The organism is Dysgonomonas sp. BGC7 (assembly GCF_001261735.1).
In the GTDB taxonomy this organism is placed as follows: Bacteria; Bacteroidota; Bacteroidia; order Bacteroidales; family Dysgonomonadaceae; genus Dysgonomonas.
Map to the genome: position 1 here is coordinate 185835 of NZ_CVRP01000003.1, position 15587 is coordinate 201421.

General features: G+C 39.9%; 19 protein-coding genes. 15 read left to right on the forward strand and 4 right to left on the reverse strand.

What is annotated here, in order from left to right; translation table 11 throughout:
* The first annotated feature begins 23 nt into the window (after nucleotides 1–23).
* The 11 genes from BGC7_RS02570 (at nucleotide 24) to BGC7_RS02620 (ending at nucleotide 7737) form a co-directional block, all read left to right on the forward strand.
* Complete coding sequence (locus BGC7_RS02570) at nucleotides 24–1190, forward strand: XkdF-like putative serine protease domain-containing protein (protein WP_050699994.1); 1167 nt, start codon at nucleotides 24–26, stop codon at nucleotides 1188–1190.
* A gap of 175 nt (nucleotides 1191–1365) precedes the next feature.
* Nucleotides 1366–2307, forward strand: a complete 942-nt coding sequence (locus BGC7_RS02575) for a hypothetical protein (RefSeq protein WP_050699995.1) — start codon at nucleotides 1366–1368, stop codon at nucleotides 2305–2307.
* A gap of 122 nt (nucleotides 2308–2429) precedes the next feature.
* On the forward strand, nucleotides 2430–2972 hold the full coding sequence (locus BGC7_RS02580; RefSeq protein WP_050699996.1) for a hypothetical protein: 543 nt from the start codon (nucleotides 2430–2432) through the stop codon (nucleotides 2970–2972).
* A 95-nt stretch (nucleotides 2973–3067) separates the two neighbouring features.
* Nucleotides 3068–3646, forward strand: a complete 579-nt coding sequence (locus tag BGC7_RS02585; RefSeq protein WP_050699997.1) for a hypothetical protein — start codon at nucleotides 3068–3070, stop codon at nucleotides 3644–3646.
* Nucleotides 3647–3704: 58 nt separating this feature from the next.
* On the forward strand, nucleotides 3705–4127 hold the full coding sequence (locus BGC7_RS02590; protein ID WP_050699998.1) for a hypothetical protein: 423 nt from the start codon (nucleotides 3705–3707) through the stop codon (nucleotides 4125–4127).
* On the forward strand, nucleotides 4124–4324 hold the full coding sequence (locus BGC7_RS02595) for a hypothetical protein (protein WP_050699999.1): 201 nt from the start codon (nucleotides 4124–4126) through the stop codon (nucleotides 4322–4324). The genes BGC7_RS02590 and BGC7_RS02595 overlap by 4 nt, the downstream gene beginning before the upstream one ends.
* The gene (locus tag BGC7_RS02600; RefSeq protein WP_050700000.1) at nucleotides 4314–6167 is read left to right on the forward strand and encodes a hypothetical protein; all 1854 of its coding nucleotides are present in this window, start codon (nucleotides 4314–4316) and stop codon (nucleotides 6165–6167) included. Before BGC7_RS02595 ends, BGC7_RS02600 begins: the two co-directional genes overlap by 11 nt.
* Before the next feature lie 4 nt (nucleotides 6168–6171).
* Nucleotides 6172–6399, forward strand: coding sequence for a hypothetical protein (locus tag BGC7_RS02605; RefSeq protein ID WP_050700001.1), 228 nt, complete (start codon nucleotides 6172–6174; stop codon nucleotides 6397–6399).
* An 87-nt stretch (nucleotides 6400–6486) separates the two neighbouring features.
* Nucleotides 6487–6966, forward strand: a complete 480-nt coding sequence (locus tag BGC7_RS02610; protein WP_050700002.1) for a phage holin family protein — start codon at nucleotides 6487–6489, stop codon at nucleotides 6964–6966.
* The gene (locus BGC7_RS02615; RefSeq protein WP_050700003.1) at nucleotides 6950–7354 is read left to right on the forward strand and encodes an N-acetylmuramoyl-L-alanine amidase; all 405 of its coding nucleotides are present in this window, start codon (nucleotides 6950–6952) and stop codon (nucleotides 7352–7354) included. Before BGC7_RS02610 ends, BGC7_RS02615 begins: the two co-directional genes overlap by 17 nt.
* Entirely contained in the window at nucleotides 7351–7737 is a 387-nt protein-coding gene (locus BGC7_RS02620; RefSeq protein ID WP_050700004.1) for a hypothetical protein, read from the forward strand. Before BGC7_RS02615 ends, BGC7_RS02620 begins: the two co-directional genes overlap by 4 nt.
* 42 nt (nucleotides 7738–7779) lie before the next feature.
* Here BGC7_RS02620 and BGC7_RS02625 read toward each other — a convergent pair whose 3' ends face one another.
* The gene (locus BGC7_RS02625; RefSeq protein WP_050700005.1) at nucleotides 7780–8964 is read right to left on the reverse strand and encodes a TPR end-of-group domain-containing protein; all 1185 of its coding nucleotides are present in this window, start codon (nucleotides 8962–8964) and stop codon (nucleotides 7780–7782) included.
* Nucleotides 8965–9295: 331 nt separating this feature from the next.
* Here BGC7_RS02625 and BGC7_RS02630 point away from each other — a divergent pair, with 331 nt between their 5' ends.
* Complete coding sequence (locus tag BGC7_RS02630) at nucleotides 9296–9796, forward strand: DUF6712 family protein (RefSeq protein WP_050700006.1); 501 nt, start codon at nucleotides 9296–9298, stop codon at nucleotides 9794–9796.
* A 95-nt stretch (nucleotides 9797–9891) separates the two neighbouring features.
* Here the strand turns inward: BGC7_RS02630 and BGC7_RS02635 are convergent, their stop codons facing one another.
* Together BGC7_RS02635 and BGC7_RS02640 are read right to left on the reverse strand one after the other, a co-directional pair.
* Nucleotides 9892–10350 (reverse strand): hypothetical protein, encoded by a 459-nt coding sequence (locus BGC7_RS02635; RefSeq protein ID WP_157258642.1) that lies wholly within the window; start codon nucleotides 10348–10350, stop codon nucleotides 9892–9894.
* 159 nt (nucleotides 10351–10509) lie between these two features.
* A complete protein-coding gene (locus tag BGC7_RS02640) occupies nucleotides 10510–11106 on the reverse strand; it encodes a DUF4230 domain-containing protein (RefSeq protein WP_050700008.1) in 597 nt (198 codons plus the stop codon).
* A gap of 59 nt (nucleotides 11107–11165) precedes the next feature.
* On the opposite strand from BGC7_RS02640, the gene BGC7_RS18150 reads away from it, so the two are divergent.
* Both BGC7_RS18150 and BGC7_RS02645 read left to right on the forward strand, forming a co-directional pair.
* Nucleotides 11166–11288, forward strand: a complete 123-nt coding sequence (locus tag BGC7_RS18150) for a hypothetical protein (protein WP_255351446.1) — start codon at nucleotides 11166–11168, stop codon at nucleotides 11286–11288.
* Nucleotides 11289–11432: 144 nt separating this feature from the next.
* Nucleotides 11433–12497 carry a DKNYY domain-containing protein gene (locus BGC7_RS02645; RefSeq protein WP_050700009.1) on the forward strand — a complete coding sequence of 355 codons (1065 nt, stop codon included), beginning with the start codon at nucleotides 11433–11435 and terminating at the stop codon, nucleotides 12495–12497.
* 158 nt (nucleotides 12498–12655) lie between these two features.
* Here the strand turns inward: BGC7_RS02645 and BGC7_RS02650 are convergent, their stop codons facing one another.
* Entirely contained in the window at nucleotides 12656–13048 is a 393-nt protein-coding gene (locus tag BGC7_RS02650; RefSeq protein ID WP_157258644.1) for a hypothetical protein, read from the reverse strand.
* Between the two features lie 98 nt (nucleotides 13049–13146).
* Here BGC7_RS02650 and BGC7_RS02655 point away from each other — a divergent pair, with 98 nt between their 5' ends.
* Nucleotides 13147–15429, forward strand: a complete 2283-nt coding sequence (locus BGC7_RS02655; protein WP_050700011.1) for a hypothetical protein — start codon at nucleotides 13147–13149, stop codon at nucleotides 15427–15429.
* Nucleotides 15430–15587 lie beyond the last annotated feature (158 nt).

Genomic DNA, 15587 nt, shown 5'->3' on the forward strand with positions numbered 1-15587 from the left:
TATACATCAAAAAGCACATAACTATGGACTTACCTATCTACAACTGCATTATCGACGACAACGAAGACGAACTGACAGGCATACTTGCCATTTCGTTTGTAGACTCTCCGGCCAATGAGGTCGACTTCGTAGCATTGCAAGGCGAAACAGCCATACAACTCTCGCGAGACGAAAAAAAACAAATACTCACAGGAGTGGTGCTAAAGCCTGAACAGCTCATCTATCGCAACAGCCCTCAATTGGGCGATTACTATATTCGCTTTTCGGCTGAACAGATAGAAAAAATTGCACAAAAAATGATGCGCACAGGCATTGCCTTGCACAACACCACACATCAGCACCAAAACAAACTATCGGGTAACTATCTCACTGAATTGTGGATAGTAACCGATCCCCAGACCGACAAATCGAAAGCATTAGGATTCGAAAACCTTCCCAAAGGGACCTTGATGTGCAGCTACAAGGTTGGCGACAGAGAATATTGGAACACAGAGGTGATGACCGGCCACGTCAGAGGCTTCTCTTTGGAAGGTTTTTTCAATCAATTGCCCGAAATAACAAAACCCAAAAATCAAAACAATGTGAAAATGAACAAGAAGAAACCCAGACAAACATTGCTCGGACGCATTGCCCGCATCTTGCTCGACATCGAAGACGTCAAGAAGGCTGATGTGACTGCAAGCGGAACTCCTTACGTGGTCTTTGTGCTGGCAGACGGTACAGAAGCCAACGTGGACGAAGACGGATTTGCCACACTGGATGGTGAACAGATGCCTGCCGGCGAACATCAGTTGGCAAATGGCAACCTGCTTGTAATAGACGAACAAGGGCAGTTTGTAGAAACCCGCGAAGCATCCGAAAACAAAACTAAGCCCGAAGATGCCAAAGCCCCGCAAACACTGCGCAGTAACAGAGCTAAAACAAAACTGGCAGGATTCGATCCCAAAACAGCCGAAGCACTGAAAGCCAAGATCGGCGAAATGCAGCAGACCATCGATCAACTGACAACTGCTTTGGGCGAAGCACAATCTATGCTCGAAGACACCAAAGGGCAGGTGGAAGAAATGCGTCGTAAAACGCCTTCGGCTCGTCCGGCAGTACAACTCTCGGCATCTAAAGATGCAAGCGAAATGACAACCGCCGAACGCATGGCAATGGCTCTTAACCAAACTATCAACAGAAGAAAATAGAGGGCCCCACCCTGCCTCCCCAAAGGGGAGGAGCACTGAGAGAGCACTTATTTGCAAATCATTTATTTATACAATTTATTATTCAATCAATAATTAACTCACCCCTTATCGTTTTTTTCCATGACAATGGATTCCTCCCTTTTGGGGAGGCTAGGAGGGGCTAATTTTAACAATTATGGCAAACATGTACGACATTTCAGCACTGAGCTACCAGCCTTCTTCCAACATGGATTGGTTTACAAAAGCCGTGTTTGGCGGAAAGCTTATCGAGAAAGGCAAGATTACGCCTATTATCGGAGTAAAAGAATCGACACAATTAAACCTTATCGACCTTGCAGGAAATATCCTTCAGGCAGATAGCCGCGACTGCTCATGGACTCCGCAGCAGATAGCCAAACTGAGCGAAAAGGAACTGAAGGTGAAAACCTACAAAATCAATCTTGAGCAATGTCTCGACGATCTTGAGCGCAAACGCACCATCTGGATGATGGGACCCGGAGCCAAAAATCAGGAATTGCCCGACACTCTCGAAGAAGCTACAATGGCTCTACTGGCCAACGAACTGAGCAGCGAGATAGAAACAAAAATATTCAAAGGCGACAGCTCGGCCGATGCCAACGACTTCGATGGTGTTATCAAAGTACTGACCGACAGTGCAGATGCGATCAAAGTAACAGGCATAGCCCTTACCAAAGACAATGTGTTGGGCGAAATAGGAAAAGCATTTGCCGCATTGCCCGACGATGTAGCAGCAGCCGGATTGGAAAAACAGAGCCTCAATGTGTACGTTTCTTACGCTACACTGATGAAAGTAAAAATCGCTTTGGGAGGTGTATTCGGTTCAAACGTGGTGGTAAATCCAAACTTCATTGTAGAAAACGATGTAGTAAAATACTTAGGTGCCGAAATAGTAGCCGTAAAAGGATTGGCAGACAGCGACATGATTGTTGCCGAAGCATCTAACTTCCTATTAGGAACCGACCTGTTGAGCGACCTTGAAGAAATCCGCCTTGGACAGATGGCTGCTCCATACGACAACAAGATATTCATAGACGGACGCCTGCGTCTGGGCTTTGTGATTCCGTTCGAAGACGAAGTAGTATATTATCATTCGTAAATTAAATCAGATAATTAAATAATATGCCGATGTGCTAATGAATGCACAACAGACCAATTCAGAGTTCTATTTTATTGGCACATAGGCATATCAATTCATTAACACATTAAAAAAAACATATTATGTCAGGATGTAAATTAACTTCAAACATAACAAAAGAAAATTGTGAATATTCACTAGCCGGCATCAAAGCCATTTATCTTTTCAACTACGATGCAGACAACCTGTGCCCGTTAGACACAGACGGAGCTGTAGAGTCTATTACGTTGGCAGACAATACGCTGAAAGTTCACAAGATAGACTTCGTAGACAATACTGCTTCTTTTTCGGACGAATTGGCCGTGAATGGTAATGGTGGCAAGTACCGCACACACACAGTCAACTTCACCATTAGCAATTATGACTACAATTTGCTGAATCAGGAAAGAGCCTTAAGCCTGGGCAAATTTACAGCAGTGGTTGTAGACAAATCGAACAAGGGAGTAATGCTTGGTCGCAACAACGGACTGAGTGCCACAGCATTCAACTATGCTTCGGGTGCAGCAGAAGCCGATGCTTACGGCTGGACTGTAACTATGGCAGGTACCGAAATAGAAATGGGGCGCTTGCTGAAAGACGAAAGCATAATCACTTCCATTGCCGACAAAACAGTGACAACACCGTAAACCTAATATGCTGATGTGCTGATTTTCGGATGTGTTAATCAGCACATTTTAGAAATTGGCACATCGGTATATTTTCACATTATTACATTAAAAATATGACTTGTCGACTATTACAAAATATAAAACATACGTGCGACTACAATCCCGGAGGAATCACCGGAATCTATTTGCTCGACATAAACGACTTTGCCGGTTATCAGTTTGCCGGCGATATCTGGTTAGATACATGTTATGTGGAAAAAATAGATTCTCCCGATGGTTTTCTGGAATTAGACACTGTGGCAGAAAGCACCTTTGTGGAGTCGCATGAGAATGAAATATTCAAACAAGAGCTCAATACTTTCATACACACGCTGGAGGGCTCAAAACTGTCAGACCTGCTGATTGCAAACGTAAACAAATATGTGGTAACGTTCCGCACTTCGCAGGGTAAAATGTACTCCTTTGGCAGCGATGGCGGAGCTTCTCTTTCTTTTTCGCAGGCAACGGGTCAGATGGGTGAAGTGTCGGGCTATCAGATCAAGCTGAGCAAAAACTCTGTTTATCCGCTCTTTGAAGTCAATGCCGAACGTTTCAACACGGTGTCTGTACTGTCTACAGAAGACAATCTAGTATTGAAAACCGAAGACGGGCTACAGGCGCTGAAAGTATTTTCGGACAATATGAACCAATAAGAATGGCGGTTAGAAAAAAGATTTTTTTAGATTATAAACAATAAACAAAATATATGCGATGACAAATGTGACAAAGAAATTAGATCCCATTGCGCTATCGGAGCTCCCTATTGTCGATGATGCCTCAGGCTTTTGGGTATTCGCTTCCAACATAGACGACAAGGGCAAAATGAAATCGGGACGATACCTATTCGACGATTTAGAGAAATATGCCCGCAAAATGCAATTGGAAAGACGCATGTCTATAATGACCGAAACGGACGACTGCGAGCTCTTTATAGGCGAAGAAATGACAATCTACAAAATGGATGTGAAAAATGTCGGCAGCTTGTCCATCAATGGCGAAGAGGTGGCAGATCTTACTTCCGACAAACTAAATATAACGGTAGGCAACGGCTCGGTGGTCAATTTTCACCTTACCCGCCAGCTTACCGATACGAAAGCATATTTATTCATTTACGCAAAAGCTACTGTACTATGATATATGAAGTAAAGAAAGACGATATAGTCTTAGAAATTGACGATATGGTGTTTTTTGACAAACAGCCTAACGAGTTCAGGAATATGCTAAACAGACTACTTGTTGATAATATCGCAGAATTTGACAATTGCCTTGTTATCTTATTGGAAACCGGTCGTGTGATAATAACAGAAAAGGAGGAAAATAATGAAATATAATTTTAAAGAAACATATTTAGGAGCAGAAGAAGCAATACACTTTGTTAGTTACTACTCTCCTGTTGGGATTGGTAATAGCTATACTCGTGATAATCCGGGACATTCTAAATCATTAAGGTCTAAAGAAGGAACTAAAGTATTACATGTTCTATCCAGTGGTGTTCATAATATATCTGTCACTCAAGGTTTAGGTTCAGCACAAAACACATTCCAAGGACAAGGTATCTTTAACACAAAAGTATCAAGCTTCTTTGGAAACGTTAGTATGTGGGGCAATATAGTATGTAGTAAAATGCACATTAAAAATTGGAATTGGTATTTAAATAACAATCAGGGTTATTTTAACAACTGTATCGTAGAAAGTCCATTTAATTCGTCAAATGCCAATACTTCTATTTATTTCAACAGCTGTTTGCTTATAGGTATAAATCCATCATATAAAACAACCTGCAATACAAACAGATGCGTAATATACAAAGCTACGACTCCGTGTGCAAGATCGAGTGCATCTCTCAACCTATTCGACTCTTGTAATATTACCGTTTCTCAAGCAGATATAAACACATATTACAGCAATTATTACGCATACAACAATTGTAAGTTTAAAATTGGTAATGAACCGGAATATACGCTATTGCAACCCTCAGAAAGAACAGAAGAGGGCTACAGGAACGAATTCGATAAAAGGTGTACTGCACAAGGAATCACATTGAAAGACGTGAGCGAATCCGGTGAAACACTTAAGCAAGGACGTTGGGTATTTGCTAATAACTCGACTATAGTAGGTGTACCTATCGAAAATTCTATTATACACAATTTCGAAAAACGCAGATCTATACACTTCGGATATACGAGTGTTCGAGAAAGAATTAATATTTCAGCAACTCCAAATAAACCTGTTAGCTTCAATCCTGCGAATCCCAATACATCAGGTGTTGTTATAAAAGATGATTCTATTTCTTTGCCTGAAAGTTTAAATATGTCGGAGAAGAATATATCGAAAGTATGCTCAAATATTTATCCGCTGATGGGCGTAAACAAATTAACGGACATAATACTCTCTCACAATTTTCCTCGTGAATATGGTGTTGCAGTGAGTAGCAAGTACAATCTTTCTGACAATGTTGTAACATCAGGTAGTATTGTAAGCGGAACCACATATATAGTGCGGTCAAACAATCTTGGAGAAGCAACTATCTCATACAACGGAGCTACATACTCCTCTGCATTATCTAAGTCCAACTATGCTTTTAAAGGCACTACAACTACTACATTTACACCATCAACAAATGCTGTTGTACATGAGGTAATAGACGAAAAGCTATGGCAGCCTATCTATATGCGTATAGTGGATGAAATACCAGCATCAAAAATTACAAGTGGAAACTTACAAGCGGGTTATTGGTATCTAGTAGAACACGACAGCGACCAGAATAATACCTCCGATTATATTACTTATAATGGCATTAATTATCCTCCGCTGAGTTCTTTCCTTGTCGATAATGTGTTGACTTTCTCAAAGACTGGTAATATTCATCTGCGTAGATGCTGGAAAGACAACTTTGACTTCAATACTGAAGTTACAGATAAAACATTCTGGCAAAATAAACAAAAACCTGAATGGTTCCTCATTTTTCCGGAAGATTTAAGATGCTTACGAAAAAACAATAATCTCAATTCGATAGAAATGATGCGAGACGATGAAGGCAATTATATAGCATCGGGAAATCCTGCTTTTTATAATATGCTACTTGCCGAAAATGGTACACCTTATCAAGCTGATAATATAAAAGGATCTTATATCCAATTGAAATTTGATATATCCACATTAAATCCTGTATAATATTATGGCTGATTATGATAATGGACTACCTCCTAGCAGTACGGATGTAAACGATAGTAGTATTAATAGTGTTATTGTTGGCAGATCGCAGATTGACGAGATAAACGAAACATCAATCAATAGTGTGATCATAGGGAAAGCAGAATATATACAAGAGATATTAGAAGAAAATATAAATTCTGTATTATTGAAAAGAGAAAAATCAGGAAAAAACCGGTCAATATTTCTTTAATCATTCATCCACAGGCTGATAGTCTCTAGTACTTTAGAAAGAGTTATCAGCCTTTTTTGATTATTTTTTTAACCCTAAGCAAACCATATGTTACTAATCATAGAATCACTTCTGTCCGGCGATTTTGCGTCGCTTCGTTTCCATCTGGCTATAGTGGCTATTATGTGGCTGATAGTAGCTATAGCCATCATTCTCGACCTTGCGAGTGGGTGGCGCAAAGCTAAAGAGCGAAACGAGGCACGCACTTCGTACGGGCTAAGACGTACCGTTACCAAGACAGTGCTCTACTATGCCATGATGTTGTTTGCATTTATGTTCGACTGCATAGGTATGTTTTTCTATCCTCAGCCATATGTCACCCTCATTGCAGCAGCCTTTCTTATATTCATCGAAGGCAAGTCGATACTCGAAAAAGCCCACGAAAAAGACAGGTACAAACTCAATGAAAACCTCAAAAGCTTTGGACACATACTCGAAAACAGGGACGACCTGCTCAAAGGCATAGCCGATATAGTCAAAGAACAACTAAAAGAAAAGGAGAAAATACAAAATGAGGAAGATAGATAAAATAATACTCCACTGCTCGGCAACCAAAGAAGGGCAGTCGTTTACAACGAAAGATATAGACACATGGCATAGGGCTCGTGGATTTGCACAAATAGGCTATCACCATGTAGTTTATCTCGATGGATCGGTGCATAAGGGGCGGGACGAATCGCTGATAGGAGCACATTGTCTGGGACAAAATGCCACCTCGGTAGGTGTGTGTTATATTGGCGGACTCGATAGCCAAGGAAGACCTAAAGACACTCGCACCCCTCAACAAAAGGCAGCACTAGACAAGCTGGTAGAAGAACTCAAGACAAAATATCCACAAGCAAAAGTATTTGGGCACAACGAATTTGCAGCAAAAGCCTGCCCTTGTTTCGATGTGAAAAAAGAATACAGACAATGAGAAACCTGATTTGTATAGCCCTTTGCCTTTTACTGTTGCAGGGATGTCGCACAAAGCTGATATATATACCGCAGGAATCAGTAAGAACAGAATATATAGATCGTATAAGAACCGATTCGGTCTACTTGCACGACTCTGTAATAGTGAAAATGAAAAACGACACCGTGTTTTTCGAAAAGTACAGATACCTCTACAAAGACCGCCTCGTGCGCGATTCGGTTCTTGTCTCCGATTCCATTCGCATACCATATCCGGTAGAAGTGGAAAAGGAAGTAAACCGCCTTTCTTCTTTTCAGTCCTTCCAGCTCTGGTGTGGACGTATACTACTGCTCTTATTTATTGCATGGGCAGGTATATGGTGGCTTAGAAGAAAACTATTCTAAAAAGGAATTTACCCTTGTCCGATGTTGGACAAGGGTAAATTTTTATAAAACATCATCTTTACTTGCTTTCTGATATTTATCGAGCAATTCGTAAAATCTAAGATCCTGACGTATATTGGCAAAATCGTCATCCTCCATCAAATATTCTGCATCGCCATCTTCTTCGCAGCAAAGATACTTTTCGAGCCACTCCAAGGCAGGCTCTACACTGTTGAGTAAAGAATAGATACGAGCCATTTCACGCGCTGCTATATCGGGATATTCGTCTGCTCCTTTTTCTATCACGGTCTTTATACGATTATGATCTTCATACAGTGTATCATTTATTTTCGACTGCCGGATCAGCATATGTCCGCACACAATATTATAGTAATACCCTTCCGGAAGACAATTCTCGGTACATGCTTCGCTGTATTGCATATATTTGTTAGCAGCCTGCCTATATAGTTCGGCATCATTTGCCAGTTCAGCATAGTTTGCCAAAGCCTCAGCCCAGTACTTTACAATAAGGAGTTCGTCTCTGTCTATCTCATATGCTTTAGCATATAAGTCGAGACTTCTTTTATAGAGCTTTTCGTCTTCGTTGAAGAGTGCATAATCGGAAGTATTCTTTGCCCATTTGGTACAAATATACACATCATTTGGCTCGAGGCGATTTGCCAGGTCATACTTCTTCGTACATTCTTCGAATATAGAATTATCGTTTTTTTCCATCGATAATAGAAACAGAGCCTTTGCCCAGTCGGCAAAATGCCTGCCATTATTCTGATCCAGATGAGCGGCTTTCTTGAACTTATCTATAGCTTCGAGCAATATCTCCTCCTGCTCTCCCACGTCCAAACCTCGCCCCATAGTGAGCAATATATATCCCCATGCGCTGTAGGCTTCGGCACACGGACTTAGCGTTATTGCTTTGCGGGCTTTTTCGAGAGCTTCGCTAAGATAGGGGTTCAAGCGGTTATTGTCTTGCGACTGATAGTCGGCCAAAGCTACTGCCCAACGTATATATGCTTTATTATTGTTCGGATTGAGAACTACGGCTTTTTTATATTTCTCCAAAGCTTTTTCAAATAGTGTATCGTCTCTGTCCGATCTGGCATTCACACTCAGCTCGTTGCCCCATACTATATAATAATCGTATGCATTATCAGGATCTGACTCGATAAACCTTTCATAGGCATAAGAAATATCGTTCTCGGTCTCAGCGGGATCTTTCTTCTTTTCCATTACAAAACTGTATTAAGTTCACAGAACTATTTATTATCCATCCAAGTATAAACGTCAATAAAATCTATGGCTAAAAAAATGTATTATTCAATATTGTACTTAAGTTGAAGTTACAGAACTATATAGAATATTGTATCAGCCCACAATATCAAATATAATATCCGAAATATCGAGATCTTAAGTGTTAAATACAAATAGTAAATCCGTGTAAGGTGTACTAAATAAAATAGATCGACTCTTTTGTCTTGACCAAATTTAGGTATTTATTTATTTCGTCCAAAGAAATTGATGAAGAATATTTTAATTTATCTATACATAAAAACTTAGTATTATGAATCAACAACCTTTGATAAACGAAAGACTATTTAAGCAACATTCTCCTGTGACTTCATCGACAGATATTTCCGAATTTATACCCTATATCGGTATTGCTCAAGAACTTCACATCTTGCCCTTGCTGGGCGAAGCTCTGACAGACGAACTGTGCGAACAGATAGCACAAAACACGCTTAATGAAGCAAACAGCAGTCTGGTACTACGCATTGCCCCTGTATTATCTTTTTATACCGTATATCAGGCATTGCCTTTCCATTGGGCTACGATAGTGAATAAGGGAATCACGATACGAGAAAGTGAAAACAGCCGGGGCGTAGATATTTCCGATCTGGCACAACTCAGACAATGGATAAAGAATGATGCCGATGTGTTAAAAAGACAATTAGCAGACTTCCTTCGCAAAAATAAGGCGACCTACCCTCTTTGGACTGATGCAAGCGGCTGTGACGGCGACAATGAGCATTTCGACAGTGGTTTTTATTTTCCTAAACGATAAGGAATGTTGAAAGTAAGAGGATATTCTGTTTTCTTTCGGTCTATCCTCTGCTTCTCCATAAGTTATCTATACTCTTTTACAGAAGATTGATCCACTTACTTTTCAACAACGGACAATTCTACAGAAGCATCCCTGTCTAGTTTATTCACAATAAGAGCAACGTGCTGGATATGCATTATAGCTGGTACAGGTTTATTCCCTTTATATTTGTAAATAATGGTTTTCAAATAATACTGATTAGGGCTCTCTTCTGTTCGGTACAACTTGGTGGTAATAGCTTCTACCGCACCCGTTGCAAACCGATGGTAAAGTAGCGTATATTTTTCAAAGTCAATGTCTATTCCATCACAGTCTGTCAGATTGAGTGACTCGAATTCCTCCATGCTATCTATTCTGTACAATGTTTTTTCTTTCAAAGGAACATCCTTCCAATCACATCCTTCAGGAAGTTTGTAGCTTATTGTTGACACTACGTTTTCTTCCTCATCATCGCTACAAGCCATCAGACTCATAAAGCAACTTACGATAATAATAATTCTAAAAAATCTTCCCATTTCCAAATTTCGCAAAAATTCTCAATATAAAGATACTTGAAAAAATATAAAAAGATAAGAACCTATAAGTGTTATAAAACACATTCAGATAAGCTGATAGGCGGTCAAAAAAAAAGAAAAGATGTTGTATAAGGATGTTCGCAAAGAGACATCCTTCTTTTATTTGGCCTTGCCTCCTTGAGGAGTATCGAAGCTTATAAGTACGTGCTCGAAACCCATTGCTTGAAGTATAGGCGTCAGCAAATCTGTGGCATTGGTGCGGCTTTTACTCTCCAGATCGAGCTTAAGAGCTTGCTCCCTAAGCTGCTTTTCGGCATGACGGTATGCCTCGTCCACTATTTCGGTAGTCTCCCACAGGCTGTATTGCATATTATAAATACGCGATTGCTCGTGGTTTACCGTCACATGGCACACTTTAGGTGCAGGAAGGCGCAAGCGTATAGAGTCACCCGATGTATATATATCTTCGGGACGCAGTTGGGTGAGGTCTATACATCCCGTTACCTCGCCCGACACTATAAGTGCAGTTTTGGCATTGGGTAGCCATGTGCGTACTTTTTTGTACTCTACAATATCCTGTATGCTGAATTTTACGACCTCCAGATTGCCAAGACTTTCTATTTTCTCCACTATCATGTTGTGCGATACCTGCGTACGGGCTTCAGATTTTCCCTTTCCGCTAAAGATATACATCAGCAGCATACCTATAAGGATGCCGGCAATTAGCAGGATGATACTATTTCGTTGTCTGTTCATTTATTCTTTTTCTTTTGGGCTGTAGCCGCTGGTGCAAAAATACGAAAAGATATGCTAACATGATAAATTTATCTATTGTTTTAGCTACCCTCTGTCCGCTGATCTTCTATCTTACATATTCCGATTTTAGTACCAACATACGCCCCGAAACTGAAACATTCCATATTGTACTGATGTGGTAAACTCAAAACTCAGTTCCATTACTTTTCAGACAAGATAATCGTAAATTATCTACAACAAAGACTAGTATAAAAATGAGTACCGGATTAAACTTTCATTAAAAATATTAGTCTACATTTGTAGATAACTAACAAAAAACTCAGACTATGAAAAAGATAGTATTATTGTGCGTTTCGAGTCTGCTATTACATTCGGCCAACGTCTTTGCAAGAGACAACGAAACAAGCCGAATAGAGGAAGACAGAACAGATTCACCCTACACTGTTCTTCTTTTGCAAGATAGAGAAAGCAAGCACCACAGTGGAGACAGAACAGGAGGCACAAGATCGAATGACCTAATAAATTTAGGATGGGGCTATGCCAAAGATGCCTTTGATGTATATTACAGAGAACGAAAAATTGAGGGGGCACAAGTCAGCAGGTTCGAAGTACTAATAGACGGCTATGCCAAAGACCCGTTTACAGTATATTACAAAGGACGAAAAATTGAGGGAGCGCAAACTAACCGATTCGAAGTCTTAGGAGATGGATATGCCAAAGACCCGTTCACGACATATTACTTCGGCAAGAAGGTAGAAGGGGCACAAAGCAGCCGGGTTGAAAATTTAGGAGACGGCTACACCAAAGATGCCTTTGATGTATATTACAAAGGGCAAAAAATAGAAGGGGCACAAACAAACCGATTCCAGACTTTAGGATATGGCTATGCCAAAGACGCATTCACTGTATATTACAGAGGACGAAAAATAGAGGGAGCACAAACAAACCGATTCGAAGTCTTAAGAGATGGATATGCCAAAGATGCGTTCTCGACATATTACTTCGGCAAAAAGGTAGAAGATACACAAAGCAGCCGAGTTGAAAGCTTAAAAGATGGCTACACCAAAGATGCCTTTGATGTATATTATAGAGGGAGAAAAATAGAAGGAGCGCAAACAAACCGATTCCAAACATTGAGAGATGGATATGCCAAAGACCCGTTCTCGGTATATTTCAGGGGGCAAAAGATAGAAGGAGCACAAACAAACCGATTCGAATCCTTAGGAGATGGATATGCCAAAGATGCATTCTCGGTATATTTCAGAGGGCAAAAAATAGAAGGGGCACAAACCAATCGGTTTCAGATCGTAGGCGATGGTTATGCCAAAGATGCGTTCTCGGTATATCATTGGGGCAGAAAGGTAGAAGGAGCAAATCCTTCCCGATTTTAAAAAGTAATTCTCATTTGACGAGCAGATAAATGATCGAAACTATTCAGAATCAGAAAATAACAAAAAAGCCTGAACGGATATTTCAGGCTTTTTTATTTTATATCAATGTCGTAAAAATATATAATAGAACAAGAATAGGGAAATTGTAAATTACATCATCATCGGGTGTACACCTTATATTTCTCTCCATCAGGCTCTATAGTATAGAGATGATCCCAATAACTCGAATAAACCTTATATTTTTTTCCATATGGATCTATAATGTAGAGATGATCCAAGGAACTCGAATACATCTTATATCTGTCTCCATCAGGCTCTATGGTGTAGAGATGATCCAAAGAAACCGAATACATCTTATATTTGTCTCCATCAGGCTTGATGATATATACTAATTTGAAATCACTATTTTCAAAATACACTTTGTAGTTTTCACCATCAGGCTTGATGGTATATACTAGAATCCCAGAAGAATATCCACCGCCACTAGAATCCTCTACATCGCACCCCAACATGAATGATAATAAAACGAATATATACAGGTACTTTTTCATACATTATTAGATATTAGTTCATATATAATAAGACTAGGGAAAGCAAAGATAAGGTTTAATCATTATTTTATTTCTTTATCTATACCATAAAAACGATTATGGAAAAAAAGATGGAGTATGCTGTCGTTATTCAGGAAAAAGGAAGCGATAAATTAATAGACAAACTAAAAGATATAAAAATAGAAGCAATATCTGCCAAGGAGACTATCGAAAAAATAGCTACTCCCAATGCTGCGACCAAGATAGATAGTCAGCTCGAAAATCTGAGCAAAAACGCAGATAATATAATTGCATCTACGTTGAAAGTTAAGCGTAACTATTTTGCCGTTTCCGACGAACTGTTCAAATCGTTTAGTGGATACGATAAAAATTTGGCAGATCGGTTTACCAAACTAAGCACTCAATCCTCAAAAATGACTCTGACGATGGAGCAGATACAAGGATTGAACGAAAAAGCATATAAGACCCTCACTCAGACTTCGGCTGCAAAACTGACAGCCAATCAGGCTGAAATAGATGCCCTTGCCAAAAATGCAAAATCGGTGGAACAGGTAATAACTGCCTATGAAAAAAAGAAACAACTGCTCGAAGAACAAGCTGAGATAGAAAAGGCTCGCATAGCCTCCGAATACGAAGAAGCCAAAAAGGCAGGTGGAGATATTGTAGCTCTTGAAAAACTGAAAGCCGATAATATAGCACTAATAGACAAGAAACTAAAAGAAGACCTGAAACAAAATGCCAAAAGCTATGAAGCCTCGGCAAAATCGCTCAACGACAAATTGTACAAAAGCCTTACCGAAAATGTAGAGGTAGCTGCAAGTACAGTATCGAGAAAAACAAAAAAAATTATTAACGATATTTCTGCTCAAACTGCTAAAGAATTAGGCATAACCGAAAAGGATCTGGAAAAAGTATCGCAGGCAGCTATAGACGCACAAGACAAAAACAAAAAAGCGGCAGCCGAAGCAAAGAAAGCAAGCGAATCGGCAGGAAATGCAACTACTGCCGCTAAAGCGACAGGCGAAGCTGCTGCAAAAACAGCCGAAGCAACTAAGGTAATAATAGATGTAGAAGCAACTCGCGAGAAGGTGAAAATGTCTATAGAGGCATTAAATCACCAGCGATTGTCGTTGGAACAAAACGGCAAAGCCATTATAGCGCAGTATGATGTAGAGATTAAAGCTTCAGAAAACGATCATGAACGAAAAAAAGAACTGGAAGCAAAGAAAGCTGCGGCGATAAAGTTTTATGGAGAACAGATTATACAAGTAAGGCAAGATATTACAGCACAGGAAAAAAAAGAGCAGGATTTAGACTTGATACAATGGCAACAATATGCCGAAAAACTAAATGGAATAACAAATAGTATTAAAGATGTTACAGGAAAAACAGCCGATTACTTAGGTTCTGCATTCACCGCTGTCAGCAATGTATATAAAGCAGAAATTGCTGCAATGGATGAAGATCTTTTACATTTGAAAAACAAAAATGCGGAATTTACACAAGATTATAAAAATCAACAAGCAGAACTCGCAGCAGCTAAAGAAGAAACTACTGCTAGACAAAGTGAGATAGAAAGAAAAGTTGCAGAGGAATTTAGTAATTATAGCCAATCTCAAATAGATGAAGAAGTAAAAAAGAGAAAAGAAAAAGATGAGACAACTAAGAGATTAAAAGATAACGAGCGTGAAAAACAAAAAGTCTTAGATGAAAGCCTTGCTAAAAAACAAGAGATAGAAGCTAAAGAAAGAGAGCTGCAAGCAAAAAAAGCAAAGAAACAAGCCGAACAGGAAAAAATAGAGAAACTAAACCGCAAAGCAACTTTACTAAAAAACATAGGAGAAGCTACTGCCAGTGTAGCACAGGGCGTTACCAAAACCATAGGAGCATATCCTTTTCCTTTCAATATTGCCCTTGCGGCAATAGTAGGCGCAGCAGGAGCTGTCCAAATAGGTATTATGACCAAACAGCTAGCCAAGTTTGCTGATGGCGGTCTACTATCGGGCAAGCGCCATGCACAGGGCGGTATGCGCATAGAGGGTTCAAATATAGAAGTAGAAGGTGGCGAATATGTAGTCAACAGAGAATCTACTAACAAGAATCTGGGATTGGTGCGCTACATCAATTCACAACGCAGAGAGCTCTCTGCTTCCGATATGACTTCTTTCTTTGCCAAAGCATCGCAAGGCTACGAATCTCCTTTGCGCCGACAATTCGAAGCCGGAGGACAAATACCTGCAATAGCCAGTACCGTAAATGCCGACAACGAAGCCCTTGTAGATGCCATAAAATCTATAAAATTCGCACCTCGTGTTTCCGTAACGGATATATTACGTGTACAGGATGAAATGACACAAATAGATCGCTGGTCTGGGGTATGAGGTTAGTTCTCTGTAATATATATTGAATAATCTCCATCTGACAACCTGTAGGCTGAGAATAGGCGGGCTGACGGAGTTATTTTATCCCCTGCATATATTGAATAATCTTCATCTGAAAACCTGTAGGCTGAGAATAGACGGGCTGATGGAGTTATTTT

Bases quoted from the DNA above. Each gene is read 5' to 3' on its own strand.
- BGC7_RS02615 (WP_050700003.1), top strand. From the start codon at position 6,950: ATGAGGAAGATAGATAAAATAATACTCCACTGCTCGGCAACCAAAGAA.
- BGC7_RS02620 (WP_050700004.1), top strand. From the start codon at position 7,351: ATGAGAAACCTGATTTGTATAGCCCTTTGCCTTTTACTGTTGCAGGGA.
- BGC7_RS02570 (WP_050699994.1), top strand. From the start codon at position 24: ATGGACTTACCTATCTACAACTGCATTATCGACGACAACGAAGACGAA.
- BGC7_RS02600 (WP_050700000.1), top strand. From the start codon at position 4,314: ATGAAATATAATTTTAAAGAAACATATTTAGGAGCAGAAGAAGCAATA.
- BGC7_RS02630 (WP_050700006.1), top strand. From the start codon at position 9,296: ATGAATCAACAACCTTTGATAAACGAAAGACTATTTAAGCAACATTCT.
- BGC7_RS02650 (WP_157258644.1), bottom strand. From the start codon at position 13,048: ATGAAAAAGTACCTGTATATATTCGTTTTATTATCATTCATGTTGGGG.
- BGC7_RS02645 (WP_050700009.1), top strand. From the start codon at position 11,433: ATGAAAAAGATAGTATTATTGTGCGTTTCGAGTCTGCTATTACATTCG.
- BGC7_RS02590 (WP_050699998.1), top strand. From the start codon at position 3,705: ATGACAAATGTGACAAAGAAATTAGATCCCATTGCGCTATCGGAGCTC.
- BGC7_RS02610 (WP_050700002.1), top strand. From the start codon at position 6,487: ATGTTACTAATCATAGAATCACTTCTGTCCGGCGATTTTGCGTCGCTT.
- BGC7_RS02585 (WP_050699997.1), top strand. From the start codon at position 3,068: ATGACTTGTCGACTATTACAAAATATAAAACATACGTGCGACTACAAT.
- BGC7_RS02655 (WP_050700011.1), top strand. From the start codon at position 13,147: ATGGAAAAAAAGATGGAGTATGCTGTCGTTATTCAGGAAAAAGGAAGC.
- BGC7_RS02575 (WP_050699995.1), top strand. From the start codon at position 1,366: ATGGCAAACATGTACGACATTTCAGCACTGAGCTACCAGCCTTCTTCC.
- BGC7_RS02605 (WP_050700001.1), top strand. From the start codon at position 6,172: ATGGCTGATTATGATAATGGACTACCTCCTAGCAGTACGGATGTAAAC.
- BGC7_RS02595 (WP_050699999.1), top strand. From the start codon at position 4,124: ATGATATATGAAGTAAAGAAAGACGATATAGTCTTAGAAATTGACGAT.
- BGC7_RS18150 (WP_255351446.1), top strand. From the start codon at position 11,166: ATGATAAATTTATCTATTGTTTTAGCTACCCTCTGTCCGCTGATCTTC.
- BGC7_RS02635 (WP_157258642.1), bottom strand. From the start codon at position 10,350: ATGGGAAGATTTTTTAGAATTATTATTATCGTAAGTTGCTTTATGAGT.
- BGC7_RS02625 (WP_050700005.1), bottom strand. From the start codon at position 8,964: ATGGAAAAGAAGAAAGATCCCGCTGAGACCGAGAACGATATTTCTTAT.
- BGC7_RS02580 (WP_050699996.1), top strand. From the start codon at position 2,430: ATGTCAGGATGTAAATTAACTTCAAACATAACAAAAGAAAATTGTGAA.
- BGC7_RS02640 (WP_050700008.1), bottom strand. From the start codon at position 11,106: ATGAACAGACAACGAAATAGTATCATCCTGCTAATTGCCGGCATCCTT.